Source organism: Streptomyces sp. NPDC096152, from assembly GCF_044763235.1.
In the GTDB taxonomy this organism is placed as follows: Bacteria; Actinomycetota; Actinomycetes; order Streptomycetales; family Streptomycetaceae; genus Streptomyces.
In genome coordinates this window covers 392,099-404,144 of record NZ_JBIWFW010000001.1, presented here as the reverse complement: position 1 = coordinate 404,144, position 12,046 = coordinate 392,099, and the positions used below count along the sequence as shown (strand labels likewise).

Annotated in this window: 11 protein-coding genes and 1 pseudogene; 6 read left to right on the top strand and 6 right to left on the bottom strand. The window is 68.9% G+C overall.

Going from position 1 to position 12,046, the window contains the following annotated elements:
* The first annotated feature begins 77 nt into the window (after positions 1-77).
* Positions 78-1,184, top strand: coding sequence for a glycosyltransferase (locus ACIQ9G_RS01785; protein WP_403604741.1), 1,107 nt, complete (start codon positions 78-80; stop codon positions 1,182-1,184).
* Positions 1,185-1,202: 18 nt separating this feature from the next.
* On the opposite strand, the gene ACIQ9G_RS01780 is transcribed toward ACIQ9G_RS01785, so the two are convergent.
* A complete protein-coding gene (locus ACIQ9G_RS01780; RefSeq protein WP_403604738.1) occupies positions 1,203-1,439 on the bottom strand; it encodes a hypothetical protein in 237 nt (78 codons plus the stop codon).
* A gap of 312 nt (positions 1,440-1,751) precedes the next feature.
* Here ACIQ9G_RS01780 and ACIQ9G_RS01775 point away from each other — a divergent pair, with 312 nt between their 5' ends.
* Both ACIQ9G_RS01775 and ACIQ9G_RS01770 read left to right on the top strand, forming a co-directional pair.
* On the top strand, positions 1,752-3,083 hold the full coding sequence (locus ACIQ9G_RS01775; protein ID WP_403606714.1) for a ferric reductase-like transmembrane domain-containing protein: 1,332 nt from the start codon (positions 1,752-1,754) through the stop codon (positions 3,081-3,083).
* 63 nt (positions 3,084-3,146) lie between these two features.
* Positions 3,147-3,758, top strand: a complete 612-nt coding sequence (locus ACIQ9G_RS01770; RefSeq protein WP_403604735.1) for an FMN-binding protein — start codon at positions 3,147-3,149, stop codon at positions 3,756-3,758.
* Between the two features lie 48 nt (positions 3,759-3,806).
* On the opposite strand, the gene ACIQ9G_RS01765 is transcribed toward ACIQ9G_RS01770, so the two are convergent.
* The gene (locus tag ACIQ9G_RS01765) at positions 3,807-4,160 is read right to left on the bottom strand and encodes an antibiotic biosynthesis monooxygenase family protein (RefSeq protein WP_403604732.1); all 354 of its coding nucleotides are present in this window, start codon (positions 4,158-4,160) and stop codon (positions 3,807-3,809) included.
* Positions 4,161-4,292: 132 nt separating this feature from the next.
* On the opposite strand from ACIQ9G_RS01765, the gene ACIQ9G_RS01760 reads away from it, so the two are divergent.
* A complete protein-coding gene (locus ACIQ9G_RS01760) occupies positions 4,293-4,766 on the top strand; it encodes a VOC family protein (RefSeq protein ID WP_403604729.1) in 474 nt (157 codons plus the stop codon).
* 274 nt (positions 4,767-5,040) lie between these two features.
* Here the strand turns inward: ACIQ9G_RS01760 and ACIQ9G_RS01755 are convergent, their stop codons facing one another.
* Complete coding sequence (locus ACIQ9G_RS01755) at positions 5,041-5,979, bottom strand: DUF5996 family protein (protein ID WP_403604726.1); 939 nt, start codon at positions 5,977-5,979, stop codon at positions 5,041-5,043.
* Between the two features lie 59 nt (positions 5,980-6,038).
* Here ACIQ9G_RS01755 and ACIQ9G_RS01750 point away from each other — a divergent pair.
* A pseudogene (locus tag ACIQ9G_RS01750) lies at positions 6,039-6,366 on the top strand (transposase); the annotation flags it as partial.
* Positions 6,367-6,739: 373 nt separating this feature from the next.
* Positions 6,740-7,336, top strand: coding sequence for a hypothetical protein (locus ACIQ9G_RS01745; RefSeq protein ID WP_403604723.1), 597 nt, complete (start codon positions 6,740-6,742; stop codon positions 7,334-7,336).
* A 108-nt stretch (positions 7,337-7,444) separates the two neighbouring features.
* On the opposite strand, the gene ACIQ9G_RS01740 is transcribed toward ACIQ9G_RS01745, so the two are convergent.
* From ACIQ9G_RS01740 to ACIQ9G_RS01730, 3 genes are all read right to left on the bottom strand, one after another.
* On the bottom strand, positions 7,445-7,990 hold the full coding sequence (locus ACIQ9G_RS01740) for a PH domain-containing protein (RefSeq protein WP_403604720.1): 546 nt from the start codon (positions 7,988-7,990) through the stop codon (positions 7,445-7,447).
* Positions 7,991-8,442: 452 nt separating this feature from the next.
* Complete coding sequence (locus tag ACIQ9G_RS01735; RefSeq protein ID WP_403604717.1) at positions 8,443-10,413, bottom strand: TIGR03960 family B12-binding radical SAM protein; 1,971 nt, start codon at positions 10,411-10,413, stop codon at positions 8,443-8,445.
* A gap of 70 nt (positions 10,414-10,483) precedes the next feature.
* Complete coding sequence (locus ACIQ9G_RS01730; protein ID WP_403604714.1) at positions 10,484-11,983, bottom strand: CHAD domain-containing protein; 1,500 nt, start codon at positions 11,981-11,983, stop codon at positions 10,484-10,486.
* Positions 11,984-12,046: the final 63 nt, after the last annotated feature.

Genomic DNA, 12,046 nt, shown 5'->3' with positions numbered 1-12,046 from the left:
TCTTCAGCCCGGTAAAGTCGCCGCTCGATCCTTTTCATTACAGAAAAGAAAAAGTCATGAAAACGGTCTGCCTCAATATGATCGTCAAGAATGAGGCCCATGTGATTCGGCGCTGTCTCGAATCCGTGCGCCCGCTTGTCGACACCTGGGTCATCCTCGACACCGGCTCGACCGACGGCACCCAGGACATCATCCGCGAGACGCTCGCCGACCTGCCCGGGGAACTGCACGAGAGCCCCTGGAAGGGGTTCGACCTGAGCCGCACCGAGGCGATCGACCTGGCGCGGGAGCGAGCCGACTACCTGCTGTTCATCGACGCCGACGACGTCATCGAGACCGCCCCCGGCTTCACGATGCCGGAACTGACGCACGAGTGCTACGACTTCGAGGTGCGCCACGGCCCCATCGTCCACTGGCGCTCGACGATGGTCTCGACCCGTCTCCCCTGGCGGTACGTCGGCGTCCTGCACGAGTACCTGGAGTGCGGCACCCGCTTCAGCCGGGCGACCCTCGACGGCGCGCGCATGGTCATCCTGGGCGGCGGCGGGCGCCTGACCGGCAGCCAGCGGGAGAAGTACCTCCGCGACGCCGCGATCCTCAAGGACGGTCTCCGCAAGGAGCCGGACAACACCCGTTACGCCTTCTACCTCGCCCAGAGCTGGCGCGACGCCGACGAACCCGCGAAGGCGCTCGCCGCCTACGACCGGCGCGCGGGCATGGGCGGCTTCGCCGAGGAGGTGTTCTGCGCCAAGCTCTACGCAGCCCGGCTCGCGGTGACGCTCAAGCGCCGGACGCCCGAGGTCATGACCCGTTTCCTGGAGGCGCACGAGGCCCGGCCCACCCGGGCCGAACCGCTCGGCGAACTCGCCCGCCTGTGCCGCACGGACGGGGAACGCTGGCCGCTCGCCTACCTGTTCGCGCGGCGCGCGGTCGAGATCCCGATGCCGCCGGACATCCTGTTCCTGGAGCACAGCTGGTACGAATGGCGGGCGCTGGACGAGTTGGCCGTGGCGTCCTACTGGACGGGCGAGTACCGCGAAACGCTGGAGTGCTGCGAGAAGCTCCTGGACGGCGGGAAGCTTCCCGAGGAACACCGCCAAAGAGTCGTCGCGAACAGGGACTTCGCGCTCGCCAAACTCCGCCTGAGCACCGGCCCGGACGCGCGAACCCTCGCCGCCACCTGATGGCGCGGGGCCTGCCGGTCAGGCACGTGCGAGCCAGAACGCGAGCAGTTCCTCCCGCTCCCGGGACCGGAGGACTTCGGCCGGCCGGCGCTGTTCCCACCACTCGGTCATGAGGGCGGGCGTGGCGGTGCCCGCGGTGAAACGGCTGATCAATTGACGTGAGAGATCGACCTCGCGTGGTGAGTAGGCGACGGTCGCGCTGGAGTAGACGGGCGTCCGGAGCGTGCCGTCGGGTGTGGTGAGAACTACGGTCATCTCGGTGGGACTGCCCGGTGCCGTCGCCGGGCCTGAGGGGTGGGATGGCTTCCATTCGCTGTCTCCTAGGTCGAGCCGGTGAAACCGCAAGCTTGTACGACACCCGGCACCGACTCGTCGTTTCCGGCCAACGCGGTCACCCGAAATCCGGGAACCGGCCCTCTGAAGAAGTGCGACTGCGCATACCTGATGCAAAACTTCCGGCCATGTTGTGAAGGGTTCCGGCCGATGTAGGGTGCCTGGGCATCAGGCGACCGAAGGAAACCAGCCTTGACCACGATCCGGCACAGCCGGGCGGGAAGACGACAGGCCATGCGCCGGATCCGCCCACGGCGCTCCCCCGCGATACCCCTTCTCGCCCTCGCCTGGGCCGGAGCGGCAGCCGTCCTCTGGCTGTGGTGGCACAACACCCCCGCCGTCGCCGCGACCACGGCTGACCGGCTCACCAACGCGGGCCGGATCTTCGGGCTCCTCGCCGGCTACGTGATCGCCCTGACCGTCGCGCAGATGGCACGCGTCCCCGCCCTCGAACGCCGGGTGGGTTCGGACCGGGTGACACGCTGGCACGCGATGAGCGGCCGCTACGCGCTGTGCCTGACCATCGCCCATGTCCTTCTGACCCTTTACGGGTACGCGCTCCAGGGGGGCACCGGCATCGTGCCGGAGACCGTCTCCGTCGTGACCGGCTACCCCGAGATGATCAAGGCGACGGTCGGCACGCTGATCCTGCTCCTCATCGGCTTCGTCTCCGCAGGCGTCGTACGGCGCCGCATGCGCTACGAGACCTGGTACTACCTGCACCTGCTCACCTACATCGCCGTCTACCTCGCCTTCTGGCACCAACTGGCCACCGGTGGCGACTTCGTCGACAGCACCACCGCCCGCACGGCCTGGTACGCCCTCTACGTCGTGGTCGGCGCCCTCGTGCTCTGGTACCGGGTCCTGGTCCCGGTGCGGCTCAACCTCCGGCACCGCATGCGGGTCGAGTCGGTGACACAGGAGGCACCCGGCGTGGTCTCCGTACTGATCCGGGGCAGACGGCTCCACCGGCTCGGCGCGGAGGCCGGTCACTTCTTCCGCTGGCGGTTCCTGACCAAGGGACTGCGATGGAGCGCGAACCCGTACTCGCTCTCGGCTCCACCCCGCCCCGACCTGCTGCGGATCACCGTGAAGGCGGCCGGCGAACACAGCCGCGCGCTCGCCGGGCTCCGGCCGGGCACACGGGTGTGGGCGGAGGGCCCGTACGGCGCGATGACGGCGGCCCGCCGCAGCCGCGGCAAGGTGCTGCTGCTGGCCGGTGGCGCGGGCATCACACCCCTGCGGGCACTGTTCGAAACCCTGCCGGGCGGCCCCGGAGACCTGACGCTGCTCTACCGGGCCCGTACCGCCGAGGAACTGGCGCTCCGGGCCGAACTGGAGGCGATCGCGGACGCCCGCCACGCCCAGCTGCTGTACGCGGTCAACAGCGCCGACGGCAGGCGGCCCGCCATCACCGCGAAGCTGCTGCGCAGGATCCTGCCGGACATCGCCCTGCACGACGTGTACGTGTGCGGGCCGCCGGGCCTCGCCGAGGAGTCCTACGCGGCGCTGCGCGCGGCGGGTGTACCCGACCGCCGCATCCACCACGAATCCTTCGAGTTCTGATCCTGGAACCCCCGAAACCGGCACCCCTGTGACAACGGTGGCCAGAAGAGCGCTGAGAGAGGCATGAGGAAAAGGCATCCCCTGCGACAACTGGTGCTGGTCAGCGCCGCCACCGTCTCCACCGTGGTGTTGCTCCTCGCCCTCAAGCCGCACACGGATCCCGCGCTCGCCCAGGGCGACACGGCCTCCACCTCCCCTGGCGCGGTGATCGCCTCCCCGTCCTCCTCACCCTCGCCGTCGCTCTCGTCGTCCGCGTCGGCCTCCCCCACGAAGACGGCCAAGAAGCGTGCGTCCTCCTCCCCGACCGCGCGGGCGTCGCACTCCTCGTCAGCGGCACCGGCGAAGACCAGCAGCGCCCCCTCCGCTCCGAAGACCACGTCGGCCGCACCCGCCGCACCCACGACGCGAACCGTCACGGGTGGCACCGTCCAGACGAAGTACGGTCCCGTCCAGGTACGGATCACCCTCACCGGCGGCAAGATCACCGATGCGGCCGCCGTCCAGTCCCCCTCGTCCGCGCCGAGGAGCCAGGAGATCTCCTCCACGGCGATCCCCCAGCTCAACCGGGAGACCCTGGCAGCGCAGAGCGCGAACATCGACTCGGTGTCCGGAGCCACCTACACCAGCCAGGGCTACAAGCAGTCCCTGCAGAGCGCGCTGGACCAGGCCGGCTGACGAGGCGCCGGGTCCCCGAGGTCTCCGTCCGCGGGGATCCACGGGCACCTACGCCCGCATGAACCCGTGGCTGCGCTCCACTTTCGCCACGTGCAGCGTGTAGCTCTGGTACCACTCGCCTCGCCCGCGCTTCTGCGCCGCGCGGTGCTCGGCATTGCTCCGCCACTCCGTGAGGGCGTCGGCGTCGCGGAAGTACCCGACCGTGATGGACAGCCCACCGGGAGTCCGCGCGTGGTCCATCCCCAGAAACCCGGGGACGTCCTTCACCAGGTCTTCCATGCGTGCGGCGGTCTCCCCGTAGCCGCTCGGGTCCTCGGTGAACACCGAGGTGAAGACGGCCACGTAGTAGGGAGGCTCAAAGGCCTCGACGGGCACGACAGACGCTTCGGAGTGATCGCTCATGGCGCCACTGTGAAGCAGGATGCGCCGCGCCACCAGGTCCGCGGCCTCACACCCCACCGGAAACCGATGGAGCCCACGAGAGGCGCACCGGCCGAGAATGCCGCACGGCCATGCGCGCCATACGCTCGACACATGTCCGACGTCACGTCTGCCGGCGCCACAGCCGACGACCTTCCCGCACCGGCCGAGGGCCTGGTGCTCACGCACTTCCTCACGGTCAGCGATGTCCCTCGCTCGCGCGCGTTCTACGCCGACATACTGGGTGGAAGGGTGGTGCTGGATGAGAACCCCTGCATCGTCAAGGTCGCCAACAGCTGGATCATCATGAACCCAGGCGGCGGGCCCACCGACGACAAACCCGATGTCGTCCTGCGCACACCGGAGAACCCCCACACCGTCTCCAGCTTTCTGAACGTACGGGTGGCGGACATCCACGACTTCTACGCCACGGCGAGCGCCAAAGGGGCCGAGTTCCTCACCCCGCCCATCGACCGCCGCGCCGAGCTGCGCTGCTATATGCGCGATCCGGACGGCTACCTCATCGAGGTGGGCCAGGCCACGGGGCTGCTCAAAGGCATCCTGGCGCGCACCGGCACCGAAACCTGACGACGGAGCCTCATCAGGGAGGCATCCCTCGTGCCACGCGCCCAGACCCCAGGCCTCGATCCGGCCGCCACTCCCAGTGGAGAAGGCCGCGCGGAGTGCATGGCGGGCAACGCACGCCTCGCGGCGCCGCAGTTCCTCACCCTTGCAGCACCGAACGGAGCACGCGCCCGAGGCGGGACACCCTTTCCAGCCCACTCCGGGGACAAGGTCCCTGGGGACTGGGAGCGGCAGCTCCACTGACCGCGCTCGATCGTCGGACTTTCCGGACCGGGAGTCAGATCCGCCGGACCACGTCCGTGATGCCTCCGGGGCACGCGAGCGTCGCGACGTCCCATCCGGCGCGTCCGGCCCCGGCCCGGTAGGCGCTTTCGTAGAAGGCGAGGACGGCGGCACGGGGATCGGTCTCGACGCGGGCCGCGTCGTAGCGCAGCACGGCCAGGTGGTTGTCGCCGCGCGTGACCCACCGCGCGGAGGCGGGGCTGAGCGACTCCCCGGCCAGGCCGGCGGGCTCGGGGGCGGTATAGGAGTAGAAGGCGGGCTCGGTGAAGGTGTCGTCGCCGAACCAGAAGCCGAAGCTGATCACTTCCCTGGAGTACGCCTCCCGGGTAACCGGGTCGGCCTGCCGAGGCTGGTCGATCTGTCGCCCGGAGAACCGGCTGTGGGCGATGTCGAAGGTGTGCCAGAAGTGGTGCACCGGGCTGGTCTTTCCCGAGTAGCCCGCCGCGAACTCCTCCAGCACGGACGCCACCTGGCTCAGGACCCGCCAGTAGCGGTTGGCGGCCGGCGGATCGTAGGTCGCGTGCTCGGTGTCCTGGGCGAACGGCCGGTCGGCGTCGGGCAGGTCGAAGGGCCTGGGAATGGCGATGTCCACCCGGACGCCCAGCGCGGTCAGAGCGGCCAGGGTCGCGTCGTGGAAGGACGCGACAGACTGGCCCAGAAGCGGGAAGGACCGCTCTTCGCCGTCCAGCGTCGCGACGATGAGCCGGTGGTCGACGAAGTCGAAGTCGATCGTGAAGATCGGATTCCCGTCGACCTGACCCATCGGACGCGTGGTGATGCCCCGCCCCGTGACATGGAACGGGACGTTCCACCAGTGGTTGCGCCGGGCGCTCGCCGCCAGGCGGATCTTGCCGACGATCTGTTCGAAGCGGTGCAGGGTCTCCTTGGTGTCCCGCCACTCCGCCAACGGCATCGGTGGGAAAAGCTCCGTCATGGTCCCATGATGACCTCGTGGGCGGCGTCCGGCACCCGCGCCGGGTGGCCGGAGGCAGCGCCGCGCTGGAGCTGCGGCACCGACAGCGCGCCCGCGCCGAGGACCGCGTCCGCGCCGCCCGCGCCACCGGCCTACGCAACCTCCCGCTCCATGACGCCGCCCAGATCCAGATCCGACTGGAGATCGCCTCCATCGCCCTGGACCTGCCGGCTTGGATGCCGATGCTCGCCCTCTCAGGCGCCGCCGGGCTCTGGGAGCCCGAACGCCTGCGGCTGCGGCTCTTCCCGGCCGCCGCCCAGCTCGTCACCACCGGCCACCGCCGCCATCCACCTCGCCCGGCACTGGCCCTTCACCCAGGTGGTCGGGGCCGCCCGGCTCCGGCGCGCAAGTCCACACATTGGCAACCAGGCACTACAACGGACACGCCGATTTCCTGCCCGATTCGCCAAGCCAGCGTACGGGCAGCTCCAGCCCCAAGTCCCTGTAACCGGCGACGTGCCCACGCGCACAGCTCCCCAGCGGGACAGCCGCTCACGCTGCACCGGGCTGCACAGGCACGACACTTTGCGACGGACCTGGCGGCGCGAGTACCAGCTCGGGGGACATCATTTTAGCGGACCATACGGAGTAACTCAGCAGACGGGAAACTGCGCCTTCCGGGCAGAATGGGGGAATGGAAGATGTTACGCAGAGGCCGAGTAGGTCTCGCAGGAGACGACAATTCGATGCCGTGCACAAATGGTCTGCTACAGCTGCAGCTGTGGTCGCCTTGATCATTTCGCTTTACAATTTTGCCCAGCTACAGCGCCAGCCCAACGTCGATGTGACACTTCCCCACCTTCTTCGCCTTGAGAAGCACGGCAACGGCGTGCGGTTCTACGTTCAGCCGACCGTGTCAACGAGGTTAAAGAGCGAGAATGTCGTAGTAATCCGTAACGCGCGCCTGCAGCTCACCCTTACTGGCTCCATACCTGCTTCGAAGCAGCCGGCATTTTATTGGAGGGAGAGTGTCACATGGTACTACGACCTGAATACGGACACAGTCAATAATCACTGGGGGGGCGATCCTGCCCCATTTATTGTCAGCCAGGACAAACCTCAACAGCCGTCCTTCGAGTTCCTGGCCGACAACTGGATGTACAAAGCGGGGCGATATGAAGGTTCGCTTGAACTGCTCCGTTCAGGAGGCCAGGCTCCCTTGATCAAGAGGTTCTGCTTGATCGCTTCCGAGTCAGCGGTCAACGAACTACAAAATCCCCAGCCACCGGATCAAACGATCCGTTTCTTCCGCAACGACTTGCCCAAGTTCGCCTCGTCCGGCACGTCCTCAAATTGCTATCGGAGGGACACAGATTAGGGCTGTTTCCTTCCCCCGAGGTAGATCGCATACCACCCCTCGGCATGGCACAGGTTTGCGCCTGCGCCGTGCGTCGTGCAAGAGCCACCGACCCGGCCGCCCTCCCGATTACAGCCCCAAGATCTGCCGCTTCTTGGCCGTGAATTCCTCCTCGGTCAAGATGCCGGCATCCCGCAGCTCGGCCAGCTTCCTGATCTGATCCGCCGAGTCCGGGCTGGCCCCAGTAGGCGCGACGGTCGCGTTCCCCGGCACACGGAGGTGGGAGCGAATCGCTTCCATCACCGGCCCGACACGATCCTTGGTGATGTTGCTGAAGCTGGTCGTGATGCCGCCAGCCCCCGTTACGACGATGGCACCCTGGAGAAGGCCCTTGCGGTCGACGACTCCAGAGATGTTCGCCAGGGGGATCTCCTCCGTCGCCGAGGCGAACGCCCGCGCGTGGACGAACAGCAGCCGCTGGTCGGTGACGATCAGCGCTCCCTGCTGGTTCACGTTGCCCTGCTTGCGGAACGTCGTCGTCGCGGCAAGCACGCGCTCGTCGTCACGCAGGGCACCAGAGGCAACGACCAGGCTCTTCTTCGACCCCCAGAGGGAGTTCTCCTGCGCGACCGCCTCGGCCAGGTCGCCGCGTAGCCCTTCGGGAATCTTCACCATGTCGTTCCTCCGCGCATGTTGCATGGGAGCGCCAAAGGCCCCCGTAGCGATATCGAGAGCGCATTGTGCGCTTCTCACGGCGGAAGGGTGTCGAACATGTGATGACCTGTAAAGACGGGTAACGCATAGTTGGTCAAATCTTGTGTCAGCCATCTACATAAGGTCTGCACCCAAGCACCTCACACGCCATCAGACACCAACCAGCCCCCTCCCATCCGGGAGGGGACTCGACAGGTCACACGCGATGCAAGCCTGCAGAACGGCTTCAAACCCACTCCACCTCGGAGACGATCTGCGGGGAACTTCCAGGGCCCGGCAGCGGCGTCCGAGAGGACGCCGGTGGCGTCGACGGGTGAGGGACAGCAACGCAAACCGCAGCCAACGCAGCGGCCACCTCTTCCCCGTTCACCCCCGCCAGCGCCTCAATCACCCGATCGAGTGACCCGCCCACCTCAGTGCGTGTGACCGCTCGAAGCCGGCGCCTGACCTGCGTTCTTGACCGTCAGAGGCAGCAACTTCTTGCCGGTCGGGCCGATTTGTATGGCCGTATCCATCTGCGGGCACACCCCGCAGTCGAAGCAAGGGGTCCAGCGGCAGTCGTCGACCTCTGTCTCGTCGAGGGCGTCCTGCCAGTCCTCCCAGAGCCAGTCCTTGTCGAGGCCGGAGTCGAGGTGGTCCCAGGGGAGGACCTCCTCGTAGGTGCGCTCGCGGGTGGTGTACCAGTCGACGTCGACGCCGAAGGGGGCCAGCGCCTTGTCCGCGCAGGCCATCCAGCGGTCGTAGGAGAAGTGCTCGCGCCAGCCGTCGAAGCGGCCGCCGTCCTCGTAGACCGCGCGGATCACCGAGCCGATGCGGCGGTCGCCGCGGGAGAGCAGGCCCTCGACGATGCCGGGCTTGCCGTCGTGGTAGCGGAAGCCGATCGAGCGGCCGTACTTCTTGTCGCCGCGGATCTTGTCGCGGAGCTTCTCCAGGCGGGCGTCCGTCTCCTCGGCGGAGAGCTGCGGGGCCCACTGGAAGGGGGTGTGGGGCTTGGGGACGAAGCCGCCGATCGAGACCGTGCAGCGGATGTCGTTGGAGCGGGAGACCTCGCGGCCCTTGGCGATGACCTTCGTCGCCATGTCGGCGATCTGGAGGACGTCGTCGTCGGTCTCCGTGGGCAGGCCGCACATGAAGTAGAGCTTCACCTGGCGCCAACCGTTGCCGTACGCCGTCGAGACCGTCCTGATCAGGTCGTCTTCCGAGACCATCTTGTTGATGACCTTGCGGATGCGCTCCGAGCCGCCCTCGGGGGCGAAGGTGAGTCCGGAACGGCGGCCGTTGCGGGTCAGCTCGTTGGCGAGGTCGATGTTGAAGGCGTCCACCCGGGTGGAGGGGAGGGACAGGCCGATCTTGTCCTCCTCGTAGCGGTCCGCGAGGCCCTTGGCGATGTCGCCGATCTCGCTGTGGTCCGCGGAGGACAGGGACAGCAGGCCGACCTCCTCGAAGCCGGTCGCCTTCAGGCCCTTGTCGACCATCTCGCCGATGCCGGTGATCGAGCGCTCGCGCACCGGGCGGGTGATCATGCCGGCCTGGCAGAAGCGGCAGCCGCGCGTGCAGCCGCGGAAGATCTCGACCGACATGCGCTCGTGGACCGTCTCGGCCAGGGGGACGAGGGGCTGCTTGGGGTAGGGCCACTCGTCCAGGTCCATGACCGTGTGCTTGGACACGCGCCACGGGACGCCCGACCTGTTGGGGACCACGCGGGCGATACGGCCGTCCGCGAGGTACTCGACGTCGTAGAACGCCGGGATGTAGACCCCGCCCGTCTTCGCCAGCCGGAGGAGGACCTCCTCGCGGCCGCCGGGGCGGCCCTCCGCCTTCCACTCCCGGATGATCCGGGTCATGTCCAGCACGGCCTGCTCGCCGTCGCCGACGATCGCCGCGTCGATGAACTCCGCGACCGGCTCGGGGTTGAAGGCCGCGTGGCCGCCCGCCAGCACGATCGGGTCGTCGATCGTCCGGTCCTTGGACTCCAGCGGGATGCCCGCCAGGTCCAGGGCCGTGAGCATGTTCGTGTAGCCCAGCTCCGTGGAGAAAGAGAGGCCGAACACGTCGAAGGCCTTCACCGGCCGGTGGCTGTCCACCGTGAACTGCGGGACGCCGTGCTCCCGCATCAGCGCCTCCAGGTCCGGCCACACGCTGTAGGTGCGCTCGGCCAGGACGCCCTCCCGCTCGTTGAGGACCTCGTAGAGGATCATGACGCCCTGGTTGGGCAGGCCGACCTCGTAGGCGTCGGGGTACATGAGCGCCCAGCGGACGTCACAGGACTCCCACGGCTTGACCGTGGAGTTGAGCTCTCCGCCGACGTACTGGATGGGCTTCTGCACATGCGGGAGCAGTGCTTCGAGCTGCGGGAACACCGACTCGGCGGCTTCGGCAGGCATCTCGCAAACCTTCGTGAGCTGACAGGGGTGACCATCTAGCGTAACCCGGTCGGAGGGCTGCCCCGTACGCTCAGCCGGCCGCCCCCGCGCCGAGCGTCCCCCGGGCTCCGGGCAGCTCCGCCTCCACGTCCGCCGCCCGCCGCTCCTCCCGTCCGTACAGCAGTCCGTAGGTGAAGGCGCTCTCCCCCGCCGCTTCCGCCCGGGCGGCGAGCTCACGCAGGGCGAGGCGGGCCATGACGCTGTCCTGGTGGTCGCCGAGCAGGCCCTGGAGGGTCTTGGCGGAGCGCACCAGGGCGGCGGCCGGGTCGCCGAGCGCGGGCAGGGCGGCCTCCGCCGCGTACCGCGCGCGCTTGGCCTTCTTGCGTGCCTCGTGCAGGGCGACGTCGCGCTCGTCACCGGGCGGCAGCTCCAGGGCGTGGTCGAGCAGCCGGGCGAGGGTGGCGAAGTCCTTGCGTACGGCTGTGGCGATGGCCTTGGACGGCTTGCCGGCGGCCGCCGGACGCAGCGGCGGGTCCGCGAGCACGGCGTCCAGCGCGTCGAGCAGGACCAGATGTCTCGGGCCGTCCAGGACGGCGAGGAGCCGGCGGCGCGAGCCGCCGCGCCGCTCCCGCGACCAGGCGGTGAGGCGGTCGCGCACGGGTCCGGAGACCAGCTCGGCGGGGAGGGCGTCGAGGTCGGCGGTGAGGCGTTCGGTCAGGACCTCCTGGTCGCGGTCGAGGCCGAGCTCGCCGGCGAGCCACTTCAGCTCAGCGCCGAGCGGGTCGGAGACCGTGCGGTCGAGGATCTTGCCGTAGCTGCGGAAGGCGCTGCGCATCCGGCGAGTGGCGACCCGCATCCGGTGCACCGAGTCGGGGACGTCCCGGCGCACGGCCGGGTCAAGCGCGACGACGGCGTCCCGCTGGGCGCGCAGGTAGGCGAGGACGTGGTCGCCGGCGGTGACGGGTGCGGTCTCCTCGCGTGCCGGGGGCCGGTCCGGGGCGGTCTCGGCGAGGGCGCGGGCGAGTTTGGAGGGTGACGCGGAGGGCCGTACGCCCGCCTTGCGCAACCGCTTCTCCACCCGGTCGAGGAAGCGGGGGTCGCCGCCGTCCGCGAGTTCCACCTCGATCTCGGTCCACTGGGCCGAGCCGCCGTCGCCGGTCAGCCGGTCGGCGCGTACGGCGTCGGTGCTGGCCTCGGCGAGCAGTGTGCCGTCCGCGTCGACCAGGTGGCGGACGTCGCGCTGGGAGCGGAGCCGGACCAGGGGCAGGAGTTCGGCGCCGCGCACACGGGAGCGGAGGAGCCCGGCGAGGGTGTCGGGCACGGTGTCGGACAGGGGCGCGCGGATCTCGTCGCGCACGTCCGGGGCGACCGGGAACTTCAGGTGCCAGCCCGCGTCCGAGCCGCCGGTGCGGCGGCGCAGGGTGAGACCGTCGGCGGCGAGGCGTTCGTCGGCGGTGTCGTAGTAGACGGCGTCCAGTTCGGCGACGCCCTTGTCGAGGACGGCCGCGACGCCGCCGACGCCGGTCAGGTCCGGCAGACCGCTCTCGTCGGATTCGTACTTCCGCTCGATCTCGCGCTTGGTGTCCGCCATGAACCGAATCTAGTCGCAGCGCGGCGATCGGGGCAGTGGGCCTCGGGGCCCACTGCCCCGCTC

What these genes read in the sequence shown, in the direction of transcription:
- ACIQ9G_RS01785 (WP_403604741.1), top strand. Translation starts at nt 78, where the DNA reads ATGATCGTCAAGAATGAGGCCCATGTGATTCGGCGCTGTCTCGAATCC.
- ACIQ9G_RS01780 (WP_403604738.1), bottom strand. Translation starts at nt 1,439, where the DNA reads ATGACCGTAGTTCTCACCACACCCGACGGCACGCTCCGGACGCCCGTC.
- ACIQ9G_RS01775 (WP_403606714.1), top strand. Translation starts at nt 1,752, where the DNA reads ATGCGCCGGATCCGCCCACGGCGCTCCCCCGCGATACCCCTTCTCGCC.
- ACIQ9G_RS01770 (WP_403604735.1), top strand. Translation starts at nt 3,147, where the DNA reads ATGAGGAAAAGGCATCCCCTGCGACAACTGGTGCTGGTCAGCGCCGCC.
- ACIQ9G_RS01765 (WP_403604732.1), bottom strand. Translation starts at nt 4,160, where the DNA reads ATGAGCGATCACTCCGAAGCGTCTGTCGTGCCCGTCGAGGCCTTTGAG.
- ACIQ9G_RS01760 (WP_403604729.1), top strand. Translation starts at nt 4,293, where the DNA reads ATGTCCGACGTCACGTCTGCCGGCGCCACAGCCGACGACCTTCCCGCA.
- ACIQ9G_RS01755 (WP_403604726.1), bottom strand. Translation starts at nt 5,979, where the DNA reads ATGACGGAGCTTTTCCCACCGATGCCGTTGGCGGAGTGGCGGGACACC.
- ACIQ9G_RS01740 (WP_403604720.1), bottom strand. Translation starts at nt 7,990, where the DNA reads ATGGTGAAGATTCCCGAAGGGCTACGCGGCGACCTGGCCGAGGCGGTC.
- ACIQ9G_RS01735 (WP_403604717.1), bottom strand. Translation starts at nt 10,413, where the DNA reads ATGCCTGCCGAAGCCGCCGAGTCGGTGTTCCCGCAGCTCGAAGCACTG.
- ACIQ9G_RS01730 (WP_403604714.1), bottom strand. Translation starts at nt 11,983, where the DNA reads ATGGCGGACACCAAGCGCGAGATCGAGCGGAAGTACGAATCCGACGAG.